This window comes from Opitutaceae bacterium TAV5 (assembly GCA_000242935.3).
Lineage (GTDB): Bacteria > Verrucomicrobiota > Verrucomicrobiia > Opitutales > Opitutaceae > Geminisphaera.
Map to the genome: position 1 here is coordinate 4,714,056 of CP007053.1, position 23,939 is coordinate 4,737,994.

The 23,939-nt window shown below is 66.2% G+C and carries 22 protein-coding genes; 10 read left to right on the forward strand and 12 right to left on the reverse strand.

The window, feature by feature from the left end; genetic code table 11:
* Positions 1-20: 20 nt before the first annotated feature.
* Positions 21-941: a hypothetical protein gene (locus OPIT5_20040; protein ID AHF92199.1), complete on the reverse strand. Its 921-nt coding sequence runs from the start codon at positions 939-941 to the stop codon at positions 21-23.
* A gap of 213 nt (positions 942-1,154) precedes the next feature.
* Here OPIT5_20040 and OPIT5_20045 point away from each other — a divergent pair, with 213 nt between their 5' ends.
* From OPIT5_20045 to OPIT5_20085, 9 genes are all read left to right on the forward strand, one after another.
* On the forward strand, positions 1,155-3,296 hold the full coding sequence (locus OPIT5_20045) for a TonB-denpendent receptor (protein AHF92200.1): 2,142 nt from the start codon (positions 1,155-1,157) through the stop codon (positions 3,294-3,296).
* A 29-nt stretch (positions 3,297-3,325) separates the two neighbouring features.
* Positions 3,326-4,177 carry an NAD+ synthetase gene (locus OPIT5_20050; GenBank protein AHF92201.1) on the forward strand — a complete coding sequence of 284 codons (852 nt, stop codon included), beginning with the start codon at positions 3,326-3,328 and terminating at the stop codon, positions 4,175-4,177.
* The gene (locus tag OPIT5_20055) at positions 4,135-4,695 is read left to right on the forward strand and encodes a hypothetical protein (protein ID AHF92202.1); all 561 of its coding nucleotides are present in this window, start codon (positions 4,135-4,137) and stop codon (positions 4,693-4,695) included. The genes OPIT5_20050 and OPIT5_20055 overlap by 43 nt, the downstream gene beginning before the upstream one ends.
* Complete coding sequence (locus OPIT5_20060; protein ID AHF92203.1) at positions 4,692-5,243, forward strand: hypothetical protein; 552 nt, start codon at positions 4,692-4,694, stop codon at positions 5,241-5,243. The genes OPIT5_20055 and OPIT5_20060 overlap by 4 nt, the downstream gene beginning before the upstream one ends.
* Positions 5,240-6,181 (forward strand): ABC transporter substrate-binding protein, encoded by a 942-nt coding sequence (locus tag OPIT5_20065; GenBank protein ID AHF92204.1) that lies wholly within the window; start codon positions 5,240-5,242, stop codon positions 6,179-6,181. Before OPIT5_20060 ends, OPIT5_20065 begins: the two co-directional genes overlap by 4 nt.
* Positions 6,171-6,944 (forward strand): ABC transporter, encoded by a 774-nt coding sequence (locus OPIT5_20070; GenBank protein ID AHF92205.1) that lies wholly within the window; start codon positions 6,171-6,173, stop codon positions 6,942-6,944. Before OPIT5_20065 ends, OPIT5_20070 begins: the two co-directional genes overlap by 11 nt.
* Positions 6,941-7,828, forward strand: a complete 888-nt coding sequence (locus OPIT5_20075) for a zinc ABC transporter permease (protein AHF92206.1) — start codon at positions 6,941-6,943, stop codon at positions 7,826-7,828. The genes OPIT5_20070 and OPIT5_20075 overlap by 4 nt, the downstream gene beginning before the upstream one ends.
* Before the next feature lie 64 nt (positions 7,829-7,892).
* Complete coding sequence (locus OPIT5_20080; protein AHF92207.1) at positions 7,893-8,822, forward strand: metal ABC transporter substrate-binding protein; 930 nt, start codon at positions 7,893-7,895, stop codon at positions 8,820-8,822.
* Between the two features lie 396 nt (positions 8,823-9,218).
* Positions 9,219-10,520, forward strand: coding sequence for an rRNA cytosine-C5-methyltransferase (locus OPIT5_20085; protein AHF94539.1), 1,302 nt, complete (start codon positions 9,219-9,221; stop codon positions 10,518-10,520).
* Here the strand turns inward: OPIT5_20085 and OPIT5_20090 are convergent.
* The 5 genes from OPIT5_20090 to OPIT5_20110 all read right to left on the reverse strand — a co-directional run bounded on the left by OPIT5_20090 (position 10,465) and on the right by OPIT5_20110 (position 15,719).
* On the reverse strand, positions 10,465-12,168 hold the full coding sequence (locus OPIT5_20090; GenBank protein ID AHF92208.1) for an ABC transporter permease: 1,704 nt from the start codon (positions 12,166-12,168) through the stop codon (positions 10,465-10,467). The genes OPIT5_20085 and OPIT5_20090 overlap by 56 nt on opposite strands.
* A gap of 27 nt (positions 12,169-12,195) precedes the next feature.
* Positions 12,196-12,306 (reverse strand): hypothetical protein, encoded by a 111-nt coding sequence (locus tag OPIT5_20095; protein AHF94540.1) that lies wholly within the window; start codon positions 12,304-12,306, stop codon positions 12,196-12,198.
* Complete coding sequence (locus OPIT5_20100; GenBank protein ID AHF92209.1) at positions 12,306-13,334, reverse strand: iron ABC transporter substrate-binding protein; 1,029 nt, start codon at positions 13,332-13,334, stop codon at positions 12,306-12,308. The genes OPIT5_20095 and OPIT5_20100 overlap by 1 nt, the downstream gene beginning before the upstream one ends.
* A complete protein-coding gene (locus tag OPIT5_20105) occupies positions 13,331-14,533 on the reverse strand; it encodes a spermidine/putrescine ABC transporter ATPase (protein AHF92210.1) in 1,203 nt (400 codons plus the stop codon). The genes OPIT5_20100 and OPIT5_20105 overlap by 4 nt, the downstream gene beginning before the upstream one ends.
* Positions 14,534-15,110: 577 nt before the next feature.
* Entirely contained in the window at positions 15,111-15,719 is a 609-nt protein-coding gene (locus tag OPIT5_20110) for a chromosome partitioning protein ParB (GenBank protein ID AHF92211.1), read from the reverse strand.
* Between the two features lie 368 nt (positions 15,720-16,087).
* Between OPIT5_20110 and OPIT5_20115 the strand changes: the two genes are divergently transcribed.
* A complete protein-coding gene (locus OPIT5_20115; protein AHF92212.1) occupies positions 16,088-17,062 on the forward strand; it encodes a transposase in 975 nt (324 codons plus the stop codon).
* Between the two features lie 685 nt (positions 17,063-17,747).
* Here the strand turns inward: OPIT5_20115 and OPIT5_20120 are convergent.
* The 6 genes from OPIT5_20120 to OPIT5_20145 form a co-directional block, all read right to left on the reverse strand.
* Positions 17,748-18,611: a hypothetical protein gene (locus OPIT5_20120; protein AHF92213.1), complete on the reverse strand. Its 864-nt coding sequence runs from the start codon at positions 18,609-18,611 to the stop codon at positions 17,748-17,750.
* Positions 18,612-18,735: 124 nt separating this feature from the next.
* Complete coding sequence (locus OPIT5_20125) at positions 18,736-19,761, reverse strand: hypothetical protein (GenBank protein ID AHF92214.1); 1,026 nt, start codon at positions 19,759-19,761, stop codon at positions 18,736-18,738.
* Entirely contained in the window at positions 19,758-20,549 is a 792-nt protein-coding gene (locus OPIT5_20130) for an N-terminal cleavage protein (protein ID AHF92215.1), read from the reverse strand. Before OPIT5_20130 ends, OPIT5_20125 begins: the two co-directional genes overlap by 4 nt.
* 128 nt (positions 20,550-20,677) lie before the next feature.
* Entirely contained in the window at positions 20,678-20,938 is a 261-nt protein-coding gene (locus tag OPIT5_20135; GenBank protein ID AHF94541.1) for a hypothetical protein, read from the reverse strand.
* A gap of 99 nt (positions 20,939-21,037) precedes the next feature.
* Complete coding sequence (locus OPIT5_20140; GenBank protein AHF94542.1) at positions 21,038-22,504, reverse strand: hypothetical protein; 1,467 nt, start codon at positions 22,502-22,504, stop codon at positions 21,038-21,040.
* A gap of 600 nt (positions 22,505-23,104) precedes the next feature.
* Complete coding sequence (locus OPIT5_20145) at positions 23,105-23,857, reverse strand: hypothetical protein (protein ID AHF94543.1); 753 nt, start codon at positions 23,855-23,857, stop codon at positions 23,105-23,107.
* Between the last annotated feature and the right edge of the window lie 82 nt (positions 23,858-23,939).

Sequence of the window (23,939 nt, forward strand, 5' to 3'; positions counted from 1 at the left end):
ATCCGTATATGGATTACGAATCAGGAGGATGTGGAGGAGGGAGCAGCGAAGTCGTCGCGGAGGGCGGCGATGCGGGCGCGGGTGTCGCGGAAGGCGGGCGTGGCGCGGCGTTCGGGAGGCAGCGCATCGAGAAGGGCGAGCGCCCGGTCGCAGGCGCGGGACGCCTCGTGGCGGCGGCCGGCGCGGGAAAGGATGTCGCTGCGCCGCAGCTCGAATTCGACGCGCGGCCGGTAGCGGGCGACGAGGGCGTCGATGCGGGCGAGCGCGGCGTCGTGGTGTTGCCGGCTCACCTCGATGTCGCAGGCCATGTATTGCAGGCCGGTGAGGGAGCCGAAACGGGTGATCGCCCGGTCGAGAACGGCGAGGGCGCGGCGGTCGTCGCCGGGCTGGCCGCGATTGACGAGCAGGCGGGCGCAGGTCGTGAAATCGTCGGGGGCGAGGACGCCGTCGCTTTCGAGCGCGAGGCCGGCGGCGGCGATGGCGTCGTCCAGGTTGCCGGCTTGCAGCTCCCATGCGGAGAGCAGGCGCTGGCCCCGCAGGTGGCGCGGATCGTCCTGGAGGGCCTTGCGCAACAGCGCGAGGGCGCCGGCGCGGTCGCCGGCGGCGTCGAGAATGCGGGCGCGGACATAACCGAGGTCGCGAATGCGGGGATCCGCGACGGCCGCGGCAGCGGCCGAGGCGCGGGCGCCGGAAACGTCGCTGCGCTCGAGGAGAATTTCGGCCCGGGTGAGCAACAGCGCGGGATCGCCGGGCTGGTCGGCGAGATGACGGTCGATCTCCTCCAGCTTGTGGCTCGCGTCGGGATGGGCCCCCACGGGAAGCCCGGCGAGAACAAGCAACGCCGCGATGATGCCGGGACGCCACCCGGCTCCCGGGGACCGGGCGCCGCGGAAACCGGTTGTAGTGTTAAGTATATTACAGAATGAGAAGCCGGAGGACATCGGAAAATCAGCAAGGCCGGCACGTTTTCCGCGTCGTGTGCGGGGTCGCAATCGCAATGTCGCGCCGTCACCAACGTATCACCTGTCTGTCAACCAACCGTTACAATTGCGGGCCTGGCGGGAAGAGGATTCATGGGAAAAGGCGCTTCCCGGTCGGCGCGGAATCCGTCGGCGGCCCTCGCCCCGATTGTAACAATCTGGTGTCGGCCCTTCATGCTCTTTGACATCACGGTTTTCAGCCGCCCGAAATCCGGAATGGTTTTTCGGTGCGGTTTTTTCCCGTTTCTTTTTCGGGTTGCCGGAAGGGGGGCGCCGGTGGCGCTCTCCGTTCTGTGTGCGGCGGCGGTGCGGGCAACGGACGAAACGCCGGTTGTCGCTGCCGAAGGGGAGAGAGCCGCTCCGCTCACCCTCGAAACGCTGACGGTCAAGGGCGAGACGCTCCGCGATGCCGACGCTCCCTTTTCGGTCGAATCGTTTTCGACGGAGCAGGTGCGCGATCTGCAACTCCATCAGTTGCAGGAGGCGTTTCGCCACGTGGCCGGCATGACGGTCAGAAACTACGGCCTCGCCGGCGTGGCCGACAGCATCGTGCTCCGCGGGTTCGGCGGCGGCGGACACGGCGGGGATATCGGTCTCGTGATCGACGGCATCCCGCTCAACGAGGCCATGTCGCATGCCGACGGATACATCGACCTCAACGTGATCGTGCCGCTGGAAATCTCCGGGATGACGATTTTCAAGGGCCCCGTCTCCGCCCTCTACGGCAACTACAACCGGGCCGGCCTCATCGCCCTGGAAACACGGAAAACCGGCGCCTACACCGATCTCGATTTCAGCATCGGCTCCGACACGACGCTCGACGGCCAGTTCGCGCTCGGCGTCCGTCCGGGCGAGCGCCAGCAGCTCAATCTGGCCGGTCAGGCGTACCATACCGACGGATACCGCCCGCAGTCGGACTTCACTCGGGGGACGCTGTCCGGCCGCTGGGCGATGGACCTCACGCCGCGGCTTCAGGTTGCGCTTTCGGGCCGGTTGTATGGCGCGGACGGCGATTCGGCCAGTTACCTGACGCGGGAGCAGTTCGACGTCGACCCGTACGGCATCGATCCCCGCGTGCAGAATGACGGCTCCGAAAAAAACTTCGGCACCCTGCGCGGCGACATCAACGTGAAGCTGACGGAAGACGTCAGCCTGCTCGCGTTCGCCTACGGCACGTTGCAGGATTTCACCCGCTGGTACACCCGCCCGGTCAGCGCCACGGAGTGGGCGCAGCGCGAGGAAAGTTACGACCGCGAGGTCTTCGGCCTCGGCGCCAGCCTGAACGGGCGGACTGCCCCCGGAGGCATTCCGTTGAACTGGGTGGCCGGCGCGGAGGCGTTTCGCGAATCCACGGCCTACGACTACTACGACAACGAGGATCGTCGCCGGCGGACGGCGCCGGCCATCTACGACCGGACGGCGGATCTGGACAGCTCCTCGGTGTTCACCGAAGTCGAGGCGCCGCTGCATCGTTTCTTCAAGCCGTGGGTCGGCCTGCGTTACGACCGGTTCACGGGCAAGACCGTGGCGGAGGGTCCGGAGACGGGAACCAGCCCGCTCGGAAAGATGGAGCCGGTGGATCACCTCAGCCCGAAAGTCGGCGTGCGGTCGGACGTGCTGCCCGGCGCGCAGCTTCGCGCGAGCTGGTCCGAGGGGTTTGCGCTGCCTTCGAATTTCGCCAAATACGCCACCGGCGCGGCGGACCTCGATCCCAATATCTTTCGGCAGACGGAAATCGGCGGCTCGTTCCGGATCGGCCGCACGCTGTGGCTCGACATCGCCGGCTACCGGATCGACAGCTCGGACGAGATCGCGACGGTCTCTCCGGGCGTCTACGAGAACTATGGCTCCACCCGCCGCACCGGTTTCGAGGGCAAGCTGACCTGGACTCCCCTCGACCCGGAGCCGCTGGTCTTCTCCGTCACGTACGGCAGCGCCGATTCCGAGGTGAAGAGGAACGTCGATCCCTCCCTCGTCGGCAACGAGGTGAGCGGGGTGCCGGACCGGACGGCGACCATGAGCGCGGAATGGGCGCCGGAAAACGGGTGGGGCGCCCGCGTGACCGTCCGCCATGTCGGCTCCTGCGCCGTGGATGCGGCCAACAGCCTGTACTCCGACAGTTATACGACGGTTGACCTGATGGTGAGCTACTCCGGGCGACTCGACTGGCATGGCCTGCGTTACCGCCTCTATGCCGGCGTCGAAAATGTCGCGGACAAGGCCTGCGCCTCGTCGGTATCATTGAGCAATGGATACGAACTCATCGCGCCCGGACCGCCCCGCACGCTTTCCGTCGGCGCACAACTTTCCTTCTGACTCCCGCTATTCTCACTCACCGCAACATCATGAAAAACACATCCATCCTCCGCGTCTGGACCGGAGCGGCTCTCCTGCTGGCGACCGGTGTCGCCGCGCAGGCGCACCAGCTCTGGATCGGCGCCAATCGTTACCAGCTTTCCGGACCGGGAGAGAAACCGGGTCCGCAGACGGTCTATGTCCACGCGAGCTGGGGGCACCGGCTGCCGGTGGACGAGCCGCCCGATCCGCTGCGCTTTGCCGGCTACCTGCTGTTCGCGCCGGGTTCCGCGCCGGCTCCGGTTGCGTCCGGCGAAGGCGGATACCGGGTGGCGCGGCTCGATCTGGAGAAACCGGGTTTATATTGGATCGCCGCGACTTACAGGCCGGCGTTTTCCACCCGCGTGAAAACGGCGGACGGCCGCCAGGTTTATCTGCCCGGACCGAAGGATGAGGCGCCGGCGGATGTCGCCGTCCAGGAAGGCACGCTGATCTCCGACCACGCCAAGACGCTGCTCCAGGTGGCCGGCGAGGGCGCTCGCGAGGAAACGCTGACGCAGCCGGTCGGCCACACCATCGAACTCGTGCCGCTGAAAAATCCGGCCCTGCTGGCCCCGGGGGAATCGCTCCCGTTGCAGGTCCGGTTCAAGGGAGCCGCGTATCAGGGCGACCCGGTGGAAGTGACGACGGAAAACAGCGTGGCAACCGCGCTCGGGGAACCGCCGCGCAGCATCGAGACCGACGCGCAGGGCCGCGTCGATATCCCGCTCGCGCAGGCGGGGGTCTGGCTGCTGGTCGCGGCGATTGTCGAGCTGGCGCCACCGGAACTGGCGGCGAAGGCGGACAGGGTCCGTTATCGTTGCTCGCTGACGTTCGCCGTGCCGGCGCCGGGAAAACCGTGAAAACGCGACGACTGACGGCCGGTTGCTGGCGGGGCATCCTCAGCCTGTGCGCCGCTTTCGTGGCTCTCGCGGCCGGCGTGCCGGCGCAGGCGCACGAGCCATGGCTGCAACTGTCGCCGTCCGAGGACGGGAGCCTGACCGTGGAGGCGGGCTTTTCCGATGGCGGGGACATGACCGGGCTGGCGGTGACCGTGCTCGACCGGGAGACGGGTGCCGTGATTTCCGGATACACCCTGCCGGCCGACGGAAAGCTTGTGGTACCGATCCCGCCGGTCGCGTATCGGGTCCTTTTCGACGGCGGGGCGGGGCACAAGGTCAGCAAGATCGGTCCCGCGCGCCCGGCCGCCGCCGCGGAAAAACCGGCGGCGGGAGAGAGTCCGCCTGCGGTGAAGGAGACATCCGGAGGCATGCCGGGGGCGCCGGTGCTCCTGAGCGTGGCGCTGGTCTTTCTGGTGGCGGTGATGTCGTTTGTGTTCGGATACGCCGCGGCGCGGACCGGAAAGGATGCCGCCCGATGAAAACCGGCTGTGTTCAGGAAATCCCGTCCGCAGGACACCGGGCGGAATCGCGCGGGGTGGCGCTGGCCGCGCTCGCGATTGTCGTATTGTGGGCGGGCGTCGTGCTGGCGCGGCACCGGACGGCGGAGCCGCCGGCGCTGGCCGGGTACCAGCGGACGGCGTTTGCCGAACTGTCGCCGGTGGAACAGGGGCTGTTCGCCGACTTGCGGGTGGCGGCGGACGAAATCGTGGCGCTGGGCGGGGAGGCCGGCGCGTGGCCCGAGCCCGCGGAACTGGCGGAGGAGGCGGCGCTGGCGCCGTTCGCGCAAGACGTCGCCTGGCGCCGGCGGGGCGCGCATGTGTGGACGCGGATCGACGCGACGGAAGGCGGGCGCCCGCGGGTTGTCTATTACGGCCGGCCGGCGGATTCGGGCGCGGCGGAGTGGGCGCTGGTGATCGACGACGGCAAGCCGGGAATCTGGCGTCGGCAGGGCGGCGGCGCGGCGGTCCGGGCCGCCTCCGGACTGGCGGCGGAAGGCTGGCTGGAAATGGTCCCGTCCCCGGAATGAAACGAGCGATGCGTATCCTGTTTTTCCTGATGATGCTGAGCGCGGCGATGCCGGCGGCGCGGGCGGGCGAGGGGAAGGCGCGTCCGCGGATCGGCGTGACGCTGCATCCCTACTACAGTTTTGTCAGCAACATCGTCGGCGACCTCGCCGAAGTCGTCCCGCTGGTGGACGCGGGATTCAACGCGCACAACTACAACCCGCAGCCGGGCGACCTGAAGCGGGCTATGACGCTCGATGCGCTCGTGGTCAACGGCGCGGGGCACGACGCGTTCGCCTTCCGGATCGTGGAGGCGGCGGGCCGGGCCGGTTCGCTGCCGCTGATCCGGGCCAACCGGGATGTGTCGCTGCTGCCGGTCGCGGGGCTCGAGGGAGGCGAACGGATTGTGAACCCGCATACGTTCGTCTCCATCTCGGCATCGATCCGCCAGGTGCAGACGATCGCCGACGAACTGGGAAAGCTGTATCCCGAAAATGAGGACACCTTTCGCCGGAACGCGCGCGCCTACGCCGCGCGGCTGCGCCGGCTCAAGGCGGCGGCGATGATGCGGATCGCGGCGTTGCCCGCTCCCGACCTCCGCTGCGCCGCGGTGCACGGGTCCTGTGATTATCTGCTGGCGGAGTTCGGGCTGGAGGTGGCGTGGGTGGTGGAGCCGGGGCCGGAAATGCAGCCGGACGCGGCGCGGCTGCGCCGCACCATCGACGCGCTGCGCGAGAGGCACATCCAGGTGTTGCTGGCCGAGGAAGAGTTTCCGGCCTCGTATGTGGAGACGATTCGCGAGGCGACCGGCGTGCGCACGCGCCTGCTCCGGCATCTGACGCGCGGCGACTACTCGGCGGATTATTTCGAGCAAGGCATGCGCTACAACCTGGAGCAGATCGTGGAGGCCGTGCTCGATGCCGCGGCGGAAGACGGAAACGGAGGCGGCAATGGACGGTAGCGCCCGGACGGGGACCGGCCCGGAAATCGTGTTCGAGGACGTGCGTCTGGCGGCGCAGGGGCAACGCCTGCTGGACGGCATCACCCTGCGTCTGGCGGCGGGCGGGCTGCATGCGTTGATCGGGCCGAACGGGGCGGGCAAGACGTCGCTCATCCGTTGCCTGCTCGGCCAGTCGCCGCACGAGGGACGCATCGCCCTGCGCTGGCCGGGAGAGCATCCGGGCCGGGTGGCCTGGGTGCCGCAGGCGATCGATTTCGACGCCCATCTGCCGGTGACGGTGGAGGATTTTCTCGGGCTGATGGTGCAGCGCCCGCCGGTGTGGTCCGGCCTGCGGCGCGGCGCCCGCGGGCAAGTGGCTGCGGTCACGGCGCGGCTCGGCCTCGCGGCGAAGCGGCGGACGCGACTCGGCGCGCTTTCGGGCGGGGAACTCCGGCGGTTGCTGATCGCGCAGGCGTTGCTGCCCGCGCCCGATCTGCTGATCCTGGACGAGCCGATGAACCACCTCGACGCGCCGGGAGTGGCGCGGGTGGGCGACGTGTTGCGGGGATTGCGGGATGCAGGCGTGACGCTCCTCGCGTCGTTCCACGATCTCGGGCATGTGCGGGCACTGGCGGACAGCGTGACGGGTCTGGCCGGCGGACGCGTCGTTTTTTCGGGCGAGTCCCCGGCGATGCTGACGACAGGGCGGGTGCTGGCGCTGTTTGCCTCCGGCACCGGGTCGCCGGCGCCGGAAACGCCGGACGCAGCGGAGGAGGCCGGATGACCGCCCCGTGGGCTTCGCTGCGCGAGATGGTCCGCGAGGCGGCCGGCGCGAACGGCTGGCTGCCGGATTCGCTGGGTTATGCCTTTGTGATCAACGCGCTGGCCTGCGCGTTGCTGATCGGGCCGCTGCTCGGCGGGCTCGGCGCGCTGGTGGTGACGAAGCGGCTGGCCTTTTTCTCGCAGGCGATCGGGCAGGCGGCGCTGACGGGGGTGGCGATCGGCATTCTCGTCGGGGAAGCGCCGGACGCCGCCTATGCGTCGCTGTTCGCATTCTGCGGGCTGTTCGCGCTCACGCTCAACTACGTGCGCCAGCGCTCGCGCCTGCCGTCGGATACGGTGATCGCTGTGTTCCTTTCGGTGGCGCTGGCGGCGGGGTCGTGCCTGCTGGTGTTTCTCGCCGGCAAGGCCGACATCCATCTGCTCGACGCCGTGCTGTTCGGCTCGATCCTCACGGTGAACGACGGGGACATCGCGGTCCTGCTGGCGACGGGCGCGGTGGCGCTGGCGGTGACGTGGCGGTGGGGCAACGGGTTTGTGCTGGCGAGCTTCCAGCCCGGGCTGGCCCGGGTGCGCGGCGTGCGGGTGGTGTGGCTGGAATACGTGTTCATCCTGCTGGTCACGCTGGTGACGGTGGCCTCGGTGAAAATCATCGGGGCGATCCTCGTGGAGGCGTTGCTGGTGATCCCGGCCTCGGCGGGGCGCCTGCTCGGCCGGTCGCTGCGATCGTTCTTCCTCTGGAGCATCGGGCTGTGCACGGCGAGCTGCGTGCTCGGCGTGCTCGTGCCGGTGGAGCTGGACATCCCGGTGCCGTCGGGCGGGGCGATCATTCTCGTGGCGGCGACGATTTTTACCGGAGCGTTGCTGTTTTCGAAAGTTCGCCTATGAACGACGCAGAAACCGCAACCTGCCACGCTCCTTTCCCCCGGCTTCCCGCCGGTTCCGATTCACGATGAGATTTGCCGGATTTTTCGCATTGACCCTGCTCCTGGCCGCGATCGTGGCGATCGTGATTGCCGGGCTCATTCGCTCCAAACCGGTGACGGCCCCCGGGGCGGTGACGGCATCGGCGGTCGCCGCCAACGACCGGCCGGAGCCGGAGCAGGAACGGCTGCTCGTCCTGGCGGGTCACGCGTCGACGTTTTCGCTGACCTCCGCGCTGGCTGCCGGCACGGCGATCGATGTGGCCTGGGCCTGGCCGGAAGGGGCGGTCTGGGCCGACCAGGCCGAACTGCCGGTCTCCGCGCGCGCGGCGCAGGCGATCGCCGTGGTGACATTGAGGGAAGCCGCGCCGGAAGACGCGCTCTACGCGGCGGCCCGCGGGACGAAGATCGCGATGGTGGAAATCGACGCGTCGGCGGCCGACGACTCGTCCACGCTGGCACTGCGCATCCCGGAAAAGGCCGCCAGCGAACTGGCCCCGGCGGCGCCGCTGAGCCTGGCCAACGCCACCCGGATGGCGGAAAAAATCGCGCGGGATTGCGCCCGGCTGAGTCCTCCGGACGCGGCCCGGATCGAAGCCAACCTGAAGGCCGTCAAGGCGCGCATCTTTCGTTTGCGGGCGGAGGCCGAGGCGGGGCTGGCGACCTGCGCCAGTCTCGACGTCGCGGTGGCGTCGCCGGTGTTTCTGGCGCTGGCGGAAGATCTCGGCCTGTTCGTGCGCCCGGCGGAGGCGGGGGCCGGAGGCAACGGCGTGGCCGCAGTGCTGGTGGCGTCCGGAGCGGCCGATGCGGCGGCGCAGGAAGCCTGGCGCAAGGCGGGCGTCGCCGTGATCGGGCTCGATCCGCTGAACCGGGCGCCGGCGGATGCGGAAAGCTGGTTCCGGGCGATGGAATCCAATCTCGCCGCGCTGGTCAGCGGACTCGGCGGTCGCTGGCGTTGACGCCGCAGACGCAGGCTGGCAGAGCCAGAACCAAACCCTTGAACAGAAGATAAGAAGGGAACGAGGAGGTTCCCGTTCCCGTAACCCGTTCCCTGTCCGGAACCTTTTTTTCCGAAACAGAAAATGTTTCTTTCGCGTAACCTCCCGCCAGCTACTGGCGAATCTTCGTTCTCTTCGTTACCTTCTGTTCAATTTTCTGAAACAAGGCTTCCTGCAAAAAAACCATCCGCAAAAAAGACGATTCCCGGGCATTGGCAATGCAGGCGCATGGCAAAAGCGAGGGGCGGCCGGGCCGCTCCGTTTCCGAAAAGGGCCGATTGTTTCCAAAACGTAACATGGCAGCCCTTTACATCGGGACGGAGAACGGTCGGTTGTGGCGGTGCTATGTCACGACGCATGCCGACCACCACAGACAAGGAGTTCCCTTTCGATGTGACGGGCGCCGCCCGGCGGCGATTCACGCTGCTCGAACTGATCGACAACATCGACGGCGCGTTGCGTCCCGGGTTTGTATTCGATGACTGGGTACGCGGGCTCTTTTCGAGAAAGGAGCTCAGCTCCCATGAAAGACATCTTTACTACGCGGCGCTGATGATGTGGCTGCGGATTCGCAACTGGTGCCGCCCGGCGCTGGAGCTCGATCCCGACACGGGGCTCGCCCTGATCTGCCTGGCGCTGCCGCCCGGCCAGGTGCGGAACGCTCTCGCCTCCGACCTCGCCCTTCCCGAAAGCGAGGCCGGCCGCCTGCCTTCGCCGGATGCGCTGGCGACCGTCGCCCCGGATTTCGCTCCGTTCAATCTCGCGAAGCTGATGCCGTCCTGGTTCACCGACCAGGCGCTCTGGACGTTTGCCGACGACACCCTGGAGCGGTGGTTCACCCCGACGCCGATGTGGCTGCGGTGCCGGCCCGGCTGGCGCGACATCGCGCGCAACATGATGGAAAAGGAGGGGCAGCCCACGCAGGTTCATCCGCTGCTCCCGGACGCCCTCGGCCTGCCGCCGGACACGCTGGTGAGCAACCTGCGGGCGTTTATGGGCGGGCTTTGCGAGGTGCAGGACATCGGGGCGCAGGCCATCATCGCCATGTCGGAGCCGCAGCCGGGCGAGGTGTGGCTCAACACGTTTGCCGGTCTCGGCCGGCATGCCCGGGCACTCGCCGATCTCGTCGGGGAAACGGGGCGCGTGGACGCCGCCGACACGCGCCAGAACGAGCTCCATTCCCTGATCCCGGGCAACGATCCGCACGCGCGAAAGAATATCCGGATCGTGGATACGAAGGGCGGCGGCGCGGTTTACGACGGCGTCTTCGCCTTCGCCCTGTCGTCGTGCTCCGGGCTGTTGCGGCACCGCCCGTGGCTGTTGCACCAGATGTCGCCCTCGACGCTGAGGGATTTTGTGGGGGCGCAGCACGACCTGCTGCGCGAGAGCGCGAAACAGGTCCGCCCGGGCGGCCGGCTGGTGTATGCGGTGACGTCGGTCTGCCTCGCCGAAACCAACAACGTGGTGGCGCTGTTCGCGGAGACGCATCCGGAGTTCGAGGTCATCAAACCGGCGCTGGCCGACCGGCTGGCGCGACCGTCCGGCCTCGGCTGGCGGATTCATCCGGCCGACCTCGACGGCGACGCGCGTTACATGGCGGTGTTCAGGCGTCGCGCGAAGCCGGCCGGCGTTGCAAGACGAAAAGCACCGCGCTGCTGAGCAGCGTGGCGCAGGTGGCCATGGCCATCGCCCGGGCCATGTTGCCCTGCTCGAATTGCGTGAAGATGAAGCTGCCCACCGTCTGCACGCCGGGCGGGAGCAGGAGGATCGAGGCGACCAGGTCGCGCATGCACACGACGAAGGTCGTGATCCAGGCCGCCAGCAGCGCGGGCCGCAGGAGCGGCAGCACGATGCCGGCGAGGATGCGCCAGCGCGGCGCGCCGAGGATGGCGGCGGCGTGTTCGAGATTCTGGCCGATGCCGCGCATGCCGGTGTCGGCGAAGCGGACGGCGTCGCTCTGGTAGAGCGCGAAATACGCGACCAGCAGAATCCAGATCGTGTTGTACACCGGCAGCACCACCCAGGGCGCGTTCCACGCGAGGATCATGCCGACCGCGATGACAATGCGGGGCACGATGCGCGGCAGCAGGCTGAGCTGGTCGGCGAGGCGGGCGAAAAAGCCCGGGTGTCGCGACATCGCCCAGGCCGCGAGCCCGCCGACGATCACGCAGACCGTGGCCGTGATGCCGCCGAGCAGCGCGCTGGTGCCGAGCGCGCCGAGCCCGTTGCCCTCGGCGGAAAACGACAGGAGATCGCGGTAATGCTGCAGGGTCCACACCGGGGCGCCGGCGTTCCAGCGTTCGACGAGGCTGGCCAGGACGATGACGCCGAGCGGGAGCAGGCCGCTGATGACAAAAAGAAAGGCAAAGTAGCCCCAGACCCCGGCGACGCCGGCCGGCCCGGGCGTGCGTTGCGCCGGGGAGCCGGGCCGGGTGCGGATGCCGCCGTGCCGGGCGAGGAGCCGCCGGGTGGCTTGCAGGAGCGCGACGGCCGCCAGGCAGAGGAGAAGCGAGAGCGCCGTGGCCAGCGGGATGTTGACCGGCCAGTTGGTGACGAGCGCGTAGATCTCGGCGGGCAGCAGCGGGAGGTTGGCGCGGGGGCCGAGGATGGCGGGGACGCCGAAGTTGGACATCGCCTCGACAAAGACCAGCACGCCGGAGTTGAGGATCGCCGGGAGCAGGAGTGGAAAAATAATGCCGGCCTGGATGCGCGCCGGCCGGGCGCCGAGGCTGGCGGCGGCGTCTTCCAGACGGGCGCCGAGATTGAGCAGCGCCGCCTCGACGGCGAGCGCCACGCCGCCGAAGCAGCCCATGACCATGACGAAGGTCACGCCCCAAAAGCCGAAAAAGGCGCGCTGCAGCCAGGGCGGCACGCCGCCGGCGTTGTCCCAGAAACCACCCGGCTGCATCAGCAGGATCCAGGCGAGCGCGAGCAGGTAGGGCGGCGTCATCACCGGCAGCAGGAGCACGATGCGGGCGAGGCGTTTTCCGGGAAACCGTATCCGTGCGAGCATGACGCCCGCCGGCAGGCCGAGCAGCCACGCGCCGGCCGTGGTGGCGAGCCCCCAGAGGAGCGAGTTGCCGAGCATCTCGCCGAGGCCGGGCGTATGGGCCATCGCGGCGAAGGCGCTGAACGCCCCGTCGAATTTTCCGGCCAGCGCCTCGGGAAACACCGACTGCACGGCGAGGATGGCGAGCGGGTACCCGACGGTGACGAGGACAAAACCGGCGGCGAGCCAGAGCGGCCAGAGCGCGAACAGATCGCGGAGGCGGGAGGACGACGGTGAGGCGGGTGAGCGGGTGGGCATGGCGGGCGTCGGGCGTAGTCCGGAGCTTCAGCCCGAACCGTGCGGCTTGCGTGTGGCGGCAGGGCGACGCGGTGCGTCGCCGCGCGGGTTGAAGCTCCGCGCTACGGCGGTGTCGGTGGCATGGATCGGGTGGGACATCATTCGTCGATGAAGACCGCGCGCTCGATCTCGTACTGGAAACGGCGCATGGCGGCGGATTGCGTGGCGAGCGCGGCGGAGGAATCGAAAGGAAAGGCGCGGGCCTCGCCCGCCGCCTGCCGGACCGGGCCGGGCGGGATGCCGGTCCGCGCGGGCAGGAGGTGGACGCGCGCGGCCTCGCGCTGGGCGGCTTCGCCCAGGCAATAACGGACAAACGCCGCGGCGGCGTCGGGCTGGCGGGTGCCGGCCAGCACGGCGACGGGACGGGTGACATACACGCCGCCGGATTTCGGATAGTAGATGCGGACGGGCTCGCCGCGTTCGACTTCGCGCAGGACCACGTAATCCACCGCGCCGATCACGGCCTGGTTGGCGCCGGTCATCAGGCCGGTGAGGGCCTGGGCATTGGCCCCCGCGATTTCCAGCCCGTGCCGGCGCGCCTGCCGGAAATCGCTCCAGCCGGCCTCGCCGCGCGCGAGCAGCCAGGCCATCACGAAGTCGCCGGAGGCGCCGCTGCGGGTCGGCGACGGCAGGCTGATCCGGGTGTTTTTCCCTTCGGCGGCGGAGGGGTAGCGGCCTTGCAGGAAATCCTCCCAGTCCCAGCCGCCGGCGGGGGGCGGCGGATGGTCGGCGCGCAGGGCCACGCCGATGACGGCGGCGGCCATGCCGTAATAATAACCCTCGGGATCGTGCCAGTCGGGATGCCCGGGCTGCTCCGCCGGCGGCAGTGTGACCGGAAGCAGGCGGTGGCCCTGTTTCAGCGCCTCGGCGGCCACGCGGCTGGCGAGGATGACGACATCGGCGCGCGGGTGAAACCGCTCGGCTTCGAGCTTGGAAAGGAGCTGGCCGGTGGTTGCGGTGAAAAGCTCCACCGGCATGCCGGTGGCTTCCGTGTAGCCGCGGCAGATGCGCTCGGCGAGCGGCCGGGGGCCGGCGGAGTAGACCACGAGTTTGGCCGACGGGCGCGCGCAACCGGCGAGGAAGGCGAGGACGACCGCGAGAAGGATGGCAAGGGTCGCCCATTTCATTCGCGCACCTCCCGCAGGTGGCGGGCCTCGAAGTCGGCGACGACCGGCGTGCCGGGCGCGATGCCGGCGGAGGCGAAACCGCGGACCAGGCCGATGCCCTCGACCTCGACGGTGACTTCGTAACGTTCGCCGGCGAAACGCGAGCGGGCGCAGCGCCCGGGCAGCCGCTTGAGCGCGGCGGAGGGTTTGCCGGCGGCGCCGAGCGGGCGGACCGTCACGGTTTCCTTGCGGAGAGCGAACACGCCGTGCGCGACCGACGCGCCGACGAGCGGGTTGACCGCCAGGCCGGAATGGAAACCGGCCGGCGCCGGCGGAGCCGCGGGACCGGGGGGGGAGGGGGGGGGAGGGGCGGCATGTTCGTGGGCGTGGAGCTCCACCCAGCGGCCGAGCCATGTCTTGCCCTCGCGCCGGATGAAGGGCAGCAGGTTCGCGCCTCCGAGGAAACCGGCGACATAGCGGGTGGCCGGTTCGCGGTAGATGGTTTCGGGCGTGTCGAGTTGTTCGATCACGCCGGCGCGCATCACGGCCACGCGGTGGGCGACGGCGAGGGCCTCGCTCTGGTCGTGGGTTACGTAGACGGCCGTCATGCCGAGGGTGCGGATGAGGTGGCCGATCTCGTCGCGCAACTCCTCGCGCAGGTGGACGTCGAGCGCGCTGAGCGGTTCGTCGAGGAGCAGCACGCGCGGCTCGACGACGAGGGCGCGGGCAATCGCCACGCGTTGTTGCTGTCCGCCGGAGAGCGTGGCGGGCATCCGGCCGGCGGCGGCTTCGAGCGACACGCGCCGGAGCGCCTCGCGGACGCGGGCCTCGCGATCGGCCCGGGAGACGCCGCGGATTTTCAGCCCGTAGCCGACGTTCTCGCCGACCGTGAGGTGGGGCCAGAGGCTGAAATCCTGGAACACCATCGCGAAGCGGCGGCGGTCCACGCCGGTGAAGGCGCCGGCGGCGGCGTCGTCGAGCGTCTCGCCGGCGCAGCGCACGCGGCCGGTGTCGGCCCGGAGAAAGCCGGCGAGGATGTTGAGAAGCGTGGTCTTGCCGCAGCCGGAAGCGCCGAGGAGGGCGAGGCATTCGCCGCGGGCGAGCGTGAAGCTCATGCGGTGCAGCACCGTGGCGCCGCCGAAAGTCTTGCTCACGCCGGTGCATTCGAGAAAGGCGGCGGCGGGATCGGCAGGAGGCGGAGGTGTGGCGGAGTCGGGCATGCGGACGGAATATGTGCGAGTATGGGCGAGGCAGGTTACGGGTGTGTTACGATCGGGTGTGATTCGGGTGACGATTCGCAGGAGCGGGCGGGCACGGGAACGGAGGGAGAAAAACCATGCCCCGCCCGCGATGATGCGGACGGGGCCGGGATGTTACTGGCATTGCAGGGGCCCTGACTTGGGGAAGAGGGGACGGGAGGGTGGATGGAGAGAGGGCCGGACATAAACCGCCGAGAAAGCATCCCGCGCCGGGGAGGGATAACGGCGGAAATGTTACAACGAGGTTAAATCTGCGGCGGGCGGGGCGCCGCCCCGATGCCGGTTACTCAAGTTTTTTGACCACGAAGGGACACAGGTTGGCTGCGCCAAAACCAAAGGATAGCCCACGAAACACACGAAATGACACGAAAACCAGGCCATGCATTCCTCTCTTCTTTCGTGTCATTTCGTGTGTTTCGTGGGCTCAATTCATGGGGTGGCCTGTTTTTATTCGCGCCTGTTCGCGTTCATTCGCGGTGGGTCTTGATTAAACCGTATCGGGCGTGGCCCGGAGGCTTCAGGGCGAGCGCCGGTTGGGTCAGGAATCAATCTTCGTCTCGCCTTTCCAGCCGGGCAGGTGGGCGGCTTCGGGCGAGCGGGCGAGGATCACGGCCTCGCGCACGGCGCGGGCGAATGCGGCGTCGTCGGTGTCATCCCACCGGAGTTTCCCGCGGAAAAAGTCGGCCCAGAGGAATTCCTGGAAATACACGTCCTTGCGCTCCTCGAAACCGCCGGCCTCCATCACCGCCCACATGAGCCCCCGCCAGGGATTGCTCCGCAGGTCGAGGAGCGTGGCGGGAAGCTGCGCGGGCGGCAGCAGCGCGCCCCCATCGGGCGAGCCGAGGTACGTGTAGCGCTGCGCGATCATCCGCCGCCAGAACTCGACCGGGCGCAGGTCCGACCAGTTGGCGAGGATGTGGCCGCAGGCCGTCTTGTCGGGCTGGCGGGAATCGATGAGGGCGCGCAGGGTGTGGTGCCCGTCGGTCATGTACGGCACGCCGCCGGGGCCGATGACGACCGGAACGTCCTTTTTTTTCAGATACGCGACGAGGTCCCCGGCGGAGAAGGCATCGATCGCGGATTGCTTGAAGGCGACCTCGCGGAAACCGACGGCAAATTGCGTGGGGTGAAGCCGCCGGGCGTCGATGGTGACGGCGGCGCCGGCGGGAAGGTCGGGGCGGAAGGGGACGTAGCTTTTCTCGTCGCCGGCCCGCAGCAAGGTCGCGCAGGCGAGCGCCACGAGAAAAAGGGACGGACGAAGCATTCGGACTTTCATGGATACCGGTTACGTAACAGACAGAACCGTTTGCCGAAATGTCCGGAATGTTACGTTCGGGTGAAATCTGCGACGGGCTCACGGAATCGATCCGGTTTTCGTAAAAACAGAAAAGCTCCGTCCTCCGGAGACGTCGGGCCGGAGGACGGAGCCATGCGGATCAGGGCTTGTTGTCAGGGTGTCGATCCGGTCAGTTTTCCGCTTTTCAAATGCGGGCGGTGGACGAAGGATGCAAAGCCATGCCGGACAAGCCCCTCCACCAGCCGCACGACAAGCTCTTCAGGACCAACTTTCGTGACCTGCCCACGGCCATCGCCTTTTTCCGGCACTATCTGCCCCGGCGCGTGGTCAGGCGGCTGGATTTTTCCCGGATGGCGCTGGTCCCCGGTTCGTATGTCACCGGCAGGCTGAAGGCGTCCGAATCGGATCTTCTCTTCCGGGCCGGACTGAAAGGAAGCGAGGCGGAAGCTTTTGTTTATCTGCTCTTCGAGCATCAGTACGAGGAGGACCGCTGGATCGCCCTGCGGCTGTCGCGTTACCGGCAGGACATCTGGGAGACGTTCCTGAAAGAGCACCCCGGCGCGCCGGGCCTGCCGGTCATCATCCCGGTGGTGATCGCGCACAACAAGACGGCCTGGGACGTGCGCCCGCGTTTCGACTGGCGGCTGTTCGACCTTCCCGCCGAGGGGAAAACGGACCTCTCCGCCTACCTGCCGGCCTTCGATTTCGAACTGCTGCAACTGGCGCAATTGCCCTTCGACAAGATCGCGGGCACGCCGCTGGGGATCATGACGCTGCGCGTCTTCAAGGCGCAGCGCGAAGGAGGAGCGTTTCCCGCGAGCGAGTGGGTGTGGGACGAGTCCCTGCTGGCGCGGATCGGGACCATGGCCCTGGAGCAGATCTTCAGCTATATCGTCGGCCGTCCCGAGTTTGACATTGTCGATGTGGAGGCCAAGGTGTCGGGTTTCGAGTCCGAAACCGTCAAACAAACCGCCATGACCATCGCTCAACGTTACATCGAAAAAGGGAAGCTGGAAGGCATCGAAAAGGGCCGGGAAGAAGGCATCGAAAAAGGCGAACTGGTCGGGCGCATCCACATGTTGCAGGAGCTTCTCGGCAAAAAAATCACTCCCCGAAAAGACCTCATTCGCAAGTCACCCGCCCAATTACAGGCCCTGCTCAATCGCCTGCGTTCCGAGCACCGGGCGCTGTAAACGGCAGAGCATTCATCCCCTCTCTCGATTGCGGATCTTCACACGAAGCACGCAAAGGGCGCGAAGAAGCAGCGGGAAGAGGTTTTCCGGTTTTTTTGATCCTTCGCACGCTTTGCGTGCTTCGTGTAAAACAGGTTTGGAAACTCCGTCGATCTACCCCGCCGCGTAATCTTTTCTGTCTTGTCAGGGGGCACGAGCGCGCGAGGCGGAGCGGTCACCACGGGAAAAGTCGAAGAACCCAATTGCTTCGCGCATGCAGCCGTCCATCGCGCTTGCAAGCGCGCGGGAGATTTACGCCGGGCAGGGTGACTTTTGCGTCCCTTCGCGGCCAATCCGGTTCAGGCACAGCCGTCCTGCGCTCTCGTGGTTCGGTTTTCGTAAAACAAAAGAGAAGTTTTAAAAATTCATTTTTTGAACAGAAGGAAACAAAGGAAACGAAGATAAAAACGAAGAAGGCCCTGAATAGGAAGTTATTTATTTTAATAAACTTAGAGAAGAATGAACGGTAAGTATCCTTGGCTGTTCTTCGTTCTCTTCGTTGCCTTCTGTTCAATTCCTGGAAGTTCCCCAAAAAGCTCCGTCCCCCGGAGACGTTGGGCCGGAGGACGGAGCCATGCAGATCAGGGCTTGTTGTTATGGTGTCGATCCGGGGCGGAATGCCCCGAAAACAATATCGCGGTGCCGGTTATTGCTGCACGGTGCGACGGCCGCGATGAAGCGCGACGCCGGCGAGGACCGCGAGGGCGAGCAGCGCGGCATAGGTGGCCGGCTCGGGGACGGCAGAGCCGGCGGTGAAACTCAGGTCGTCGATAGCCAGGCCGTGATCCTGGCCGCTGAGATCCTGGGCCGTCCAGCGCAGGATCAGGGTATCGCCGGCGTTCCAGACGATGCCCGAAACGATGGACGAAAGCGGCACCTGGTAGGCGCTGCTGTTGCCGTCGACTGCGGTGTTGTTGATCTCGCTGCTGCCGGTGAAAGGCGTGGAGAACGACAGGGCGCTGACCTCGGTGAACGCGGCATCGTCGAGGAGGCCGGTCGAAGAACCGGCCGGGACGATGGCATAGCTGAACGTCAGCGTGTCGGTGAGCCCGATATCTCCCACGCGCCATTGCTCGCCGGTGTAGGAAAGGCTGAATTCGGTGAGCGTCGAGCCGGTGCCGTTGGTCAGGTAGAGGCCGAAGGCGTTGACCTGATTGCTGGTGGAAAGTGCGCCGAGCGCACGATCCGTGCTGCCGGTTGAGCCGAAGCTGACGATACCCCGGCCGTCGCCGCCGGAAAGGCTGCCATCGTGGGCTCTGAACTGGGTATTATTGGCGCTGCCCGCCTCGGTATTGACGCCATACCAGCCGGTCAGGCCGGTGGTGCCAAAGCCGGTGTCGAGGGAGTGCGGCCCTCTTCCGGAAATCTGGTTGGAATACGTATCGTTTGCCGGCAGGGAATCGAAGTTCTGCGTGTAGGCGCCACCGGTGTAGTTGAAGGTCTGCGCGTGGACGGCCACGGCGCCGAGCGGAGCGCAGGCGAGTGCGCGGATGAGTACGGATGCTTTCATGCGTTTGTGGTAGTTTTATTATGGATACTGACGGGAAAATGGGCGGCCTGCCGGAGCGGGCAAGGCGCGAGGGTGACGTTGCGGAGACGTTTTTGTGGCGGATCTGTGACAAGGGTGCCGGGTTTCACGGGACGGAGTTTCCGGAGGTTTCGAGGGTGGCGCGGCCCGCCGGGTGGAGGCTCGCCAGCGGCACGCGGAAGAGCTGGCTGCCCTCGTTGGAGACGAGCAGCGTGGCGGCGTCGAGGAAGGCGATGCCCTCGCACTGGCCGGCGAGGAGCGGAGCCCAGGCGATCGCGGCGGTGGAGAAAAAATCGTCGCCACGCTGGCCGCGGGTGAAGAGCCAGACGCCGGAGCGGGTGAGAACGGCGAGCCGGAGCTCGTCGGCGGTGATGGCGGCGTCGGTCACCCGGTCGCCGGAATAAAAACGGGCCAGCGGACGCAGGACCTGGGCAGGCTGGTCCGGGTCGAGGTGATCGAAGCGGTAGAGCGTGGTCCAGGTGTCGACGCCCGGTTTGCGGTGCTTGGTGAGCAGGTGGAGGGCGCCGTCGGCAAAAAAGAGCGCCTCGGCATCGTAGTGGCGGGCGGGCGGCGGGAAGTCTGTCTGGTCGGCATAGCGAAACGCGAGCCGGCGGGCGGCCGGCAGCGGCTGCGCGGGAGCTTCCGGATCGGGTTCGGGCCAGAGCCAGAGGCAGAGGTCGCGGCGGCGGTTTTTGTTGTTGCCGATGTCGCCGATGACGAGGAGCCCGTCGGGCGTGCAGGCGAGAGCCTCCCAATCGGTGTTGCTGGCGCCGGGGACGAGGAAACCTTTCTCCGGCCCGACGGTGGAGCCGTCGGCGTGGAGGGCGTGGAGGTGGAGCGGGTTGCCCGAGTCGTTGAGCGTCCAGAACACGCCGGGGCGCTTGCGGCTGGGCAGCAGGGCGGAGGATTCCGTCACCGCCGGGCTGGCGATCCGGGCGTGAGGCAGCGACACCGCGGGGATGTTGGCCGGAGCGACGCGATAGTGCGGGATGTCGTCGCCCGGGCCGGCCGGACCGGCCGGGCTCGCGAGGGGCGCGGCGAGCAGGAGCGCGGCGGCGCCGGCGAGGAGACGAGCGGGCGATGACGGGAGCCGACGCACGGCGCGGGTGAAAAAGGAGGCGGGACGCTTCATTCGAGCCCGGCGAAGTAGAGGGTGTCGTTTTCCTTCGCGTCGCTGCCCAGATCGATCTCGCGGCTTTTCCAGGTGCGCACGCTGCCGTCGAGAAAGACGAAGCTGCATTTGCCGCCGTAGCGATAGCTGATGTGTTTGGCGCGCCCGTAGGCGCGGCCGCTCTGGCTGTCAGCGGTATCTGACGGCGTGCCGTCCTTGGGGTTGGAACGGGTTTCGAACATGAATATGGTCCGCGTCGGCTCGGTGTAGCGGTTGAACGTGAGCTGGTCGGCGTTGAGATCCAGCGAGGTGGTGCGCGATTTGTTGAGCTGGGAATTGAGCGAGTAGGAGAAGCAGGGGTTGCCCGTCTTTCGGGCGTCGGTGAAGGCGGCCATCGGATCGCGGTGGATGGAGGACTCGCTGTAGAGGCGGCTGCGCTGGTTGGTGTCGAGCTCGGCCAACGGCTTTTCGCTGACGTAGGGCGGCAGGACGTTGTACCAGGCGTTGACCGCCTCCACGCCCGTGCCGGCGACCTGGGCCCAGGTCGGCCGGTCCTCGGGGCCGCGCAGGGGGAGGAGGTTACGACTATCGGCCAGGTAGAGGTGCAGGGCGGTGCCCCACTGGCGGAGGTTGGAGGTGGACTGGGCCTTGCGGGCGGACTCGCGGACCTTGGCGAGAGTCGGGATGATGATGGCGGCAAGAATGCCGATGATGGCAATGACGGTAAGCAGCTCGATGAGCGTGAAGCCCGCGCCGGGCGGGCGGCGGGCCGGTTTTGTCGTGTGTGTGAAGGTGTCGTGTTTCGTCATGTTGGCGCGGGCAGCGGGGCACCCGTGCGGCCAACGAAACCGGAAGGTGAAATTCCGGGACGGAAAGAGTGTTACAGTCAGGTTAAATCTGCTCCGGTCAGACCGCTTTTTTATCGTTAGATGATGGTTTACAGGGAGTTGTGATTCTGCCTGAAGACAGGGAAAATCCGGAGGCCAGGGGGCTTGACAAGGCGGGTCGAAACAGGGCTGGCAGGCGGGACCAAGGCAGAAAAAACCCCCGTCGGCGCGTGGGCGTCGGCGGGGCTGGCGGGGATGTGGCGGGAACCTTGCGGGAAGGTCGGGACGGAAGGGGACGTATTTTTTTCGTCGCCGGCCCGCAGCAAGGCCGCGCAGGCGAGCGCCACGGGAAAACGGGAGAGAAAAAACACGGCCGGCGGAGTATCTGGCGGCCGTGGAGGATGCTCGAATCCCACCGCTCGCAAGGAGCGGCGGGACGGGTTATTCAGGCCGACAGGGCGGACTGACGATCAGGGAATCACGATGGTGTTGCCGCTCACAGTGGCTCCGATGAGCGTGACGCCACTCTGAACCTGGATCGGGTTGGCCGACTGGATCACCGTGCCGACCGGACCGGAAAACACCACCGTGCTGTTGGCGCGGAGGGTGACGGTTCCGTTGACGGTCAGCGTTTCGCCAGCCCCGAAGATGGCGGACGAGCCGTCCCTGAATTCGAGGTTTCCGGCGATGACGCCGTCACCACCGAGGGAGCCTTCTTCTTCAACTCTGACCCCGCTGCTGCCATTGCCGAGGGTGGTGCCGTTCGGGATTACCGTCAGGCCGATAACGGCACGGAACAGGCCGGTATAGCCGGAGGCATCGCCCGCGAGGACGAGCGTGCCCGCTCCCTGCTTGCGCAGGTTGCCGGAGCCGGTCAGGGTTCCCGCCAGCGTCAGGATGCCTGTAGCGCGAGAATAGATACGCCCGCCGGTGCTGGCGATCACAACCGGATTCGTCAGGCTGAGGATCGCATCGTTATCGGCGGCCAGACGGCCGTCATCGCTGAGGGTGATCGTGGTCACCGGGGAGGAGGGGCCGAACATGAAGCTGAAGGAGGGTACATCCGTGATCAGCAGCAGTTCGCTATCTGTTCCCGAAGCATTGGAGATGGTGATCGCGCTGGTTCCGGTGAGGATGCTGTTTTCGGTGATTTCCAGCCTGCCCCCGTTGACCGTGGTGGTACCTGTATAGCTTTTCTCCTGGTTGAGGAAGCGCTGGCGGCCGGAGCCGGTCTTGACCACGCTGCCATTGCCCGAGATATCCCCTTGGTAGCTGGTCACGTTCGTGAGATTGAGTGTGAGTACAGCACCCTCGATATTCACCTCGGCCGTGGCCGCGCCTTGCACTCCGGCAATGGTGAGATCATCACTGCTGGAAGAAAAGAACGCGTCTTCCCCGACAAAGAGGGCGTTGGTGCTCGGCACGGTGGCGTCAACGAGGACCAGAGCACCTTCGGCCACGGAGAGAGTGCCTGTGAAGGTGCTGGTGGCATCTTGCAGGACCAGGGTATCCGGCCCTGTCTTGACGAGACCGGCGGAACCGGTGATCGGAGCGGAGATGATGCCAATGATGTTTGCACCGGTTCCGTCATCCACGTTCACAACCCCCTTGAGGGTCAGCTCATTCGCACCGGCGGCATCGATGACGTAACCATCGAGTTTGAACGTGAGGTCAACCGCCGTGATGTCGTCCTGGAGGGTGACGATTCCGGCCGGGGAATTAACGAATACGGCGCTGAGGTCGCCGTTGTTATCCCAGGGACCGCCGCTCCATGAAGTGCCACCGGTGGCTGTCCAGTCGCCATCGTTACCCACCCAGGTCACATCGATTGTGAAGTTTTCGGTTACCGGCAAGGGACGTGCGGCTGGGGCCACACTCCCGCAGAGAGCCGCCGAGGCGGCGAGGAGCGCGAGGCTCCGGTTCATGATGGTATTCATGATAATTCTGCTGCTTTTATGGTTGTTGTTTGATCCGGGACATGCCGGAACGGGACAGGCATCCGCCTCGCTCCGACACGCCTACCTTGAAAGAAGGGCTTTCCGGGCGAAACGGGAGAATGGTTACAGTCAGGTAAACTTTATCGTCGGCCCCGGTGAATAACTGCCCAGGTTTATCTCTCCAAGGTGATTATAGTGTTTTCGGAAACCGGCCTTTTCAGGCCTTGGAGGGCTTTATAATACGCCATCGGAGCGGTTTTTTTGTCATATATAAGTGAATATGAAGCCGGCAATGGGTTGAATGTAAGCGACAAGGGTCGGCATTTGGAAGTCGCCGGAAAATTTCAGGCGTAATAAAATATGAATACAGGACGGAATGTATTTCCGTAACCTGGTTTTTACACGGACCGCTACAGGGTGGCGTTAATGCCCGGCTTTTTCCTGATATCAACTTTCTGAACTTTTTTTTGAGGGGAGGGGGAAACAAAAAAGCTCCGTCCTCCAGAGACGTCGGGCCGGAGGACGGAGCCATGCGGATCAGGGCTTGTTGTTATGGTGTCGATCCGGGGCAATGCCCCGAAAACAATATCGCGGTGTCGGTTATTTCTGCGCGGTGCGACGGCCGCGATGAAGGGCGGTGCCGGCGAGGACCGCGAGGGCGAGCAGCGCGGCATAGGTGGCTGGCTCGGGCACGGCGCTGACCGTGCCGCCAGCCAGGCTGAAGTCACTCAAGGTGAATGGTCCGCTGCTATTCTGACCTCCGGTATTCCAAGCATAAATGCGGAATTCGACCGGATCCGTGATCGAGGAAAGCGTTGCCAGTTGGGCGTCGCCCAGCACATCGCTCAGGAGTATCGAGCCGACAATGGTTTCCAGACCATTGGTGATACCATTCCAGGTAAAGGCAAACCTGGGCGAGCCGTCGATATCCGGGGTCAGATTGATCGTGTTGTCGCCCACATATGCAAAAATGGCAAAATTTGCGGGAGCATGTCCCTGTACTATCACGTTTCCTGTTGACCTGCCAAATGAGGCAATCTCAAAATTGACCGTGGCAGTGGAGAGGTCGAGTGAGTAACCGGCCTCGGTTTGCAGCGTAAAGCCGAAATAACGATCGTTGGTCAGGGCATCTGCAAGCGTGGTCACATCTTGGATTTGCCAGTTCCTGGTTGTATAATCTTCTCCGAATGTGCCGCTGATCTCTGTGCCGACGGAGGCCCGACTCCAGTCCGTCACCAGAAGATGGGGATCGATGGAGCCGGTGTAATCGATCTGGGCGTGGACGAGCGTGGTCGCCGCCAGGCAGGCTCCGAACAGGAGACTGCGGATGAGTACTTTTTTGAAAGTCTTCATAATGATTCAGGTGATATATATGATGTATGTTTCTGATTTGGTTCTGAAAAGTGCGACGCGAGCGTCGCATGAGGAAAAGAGC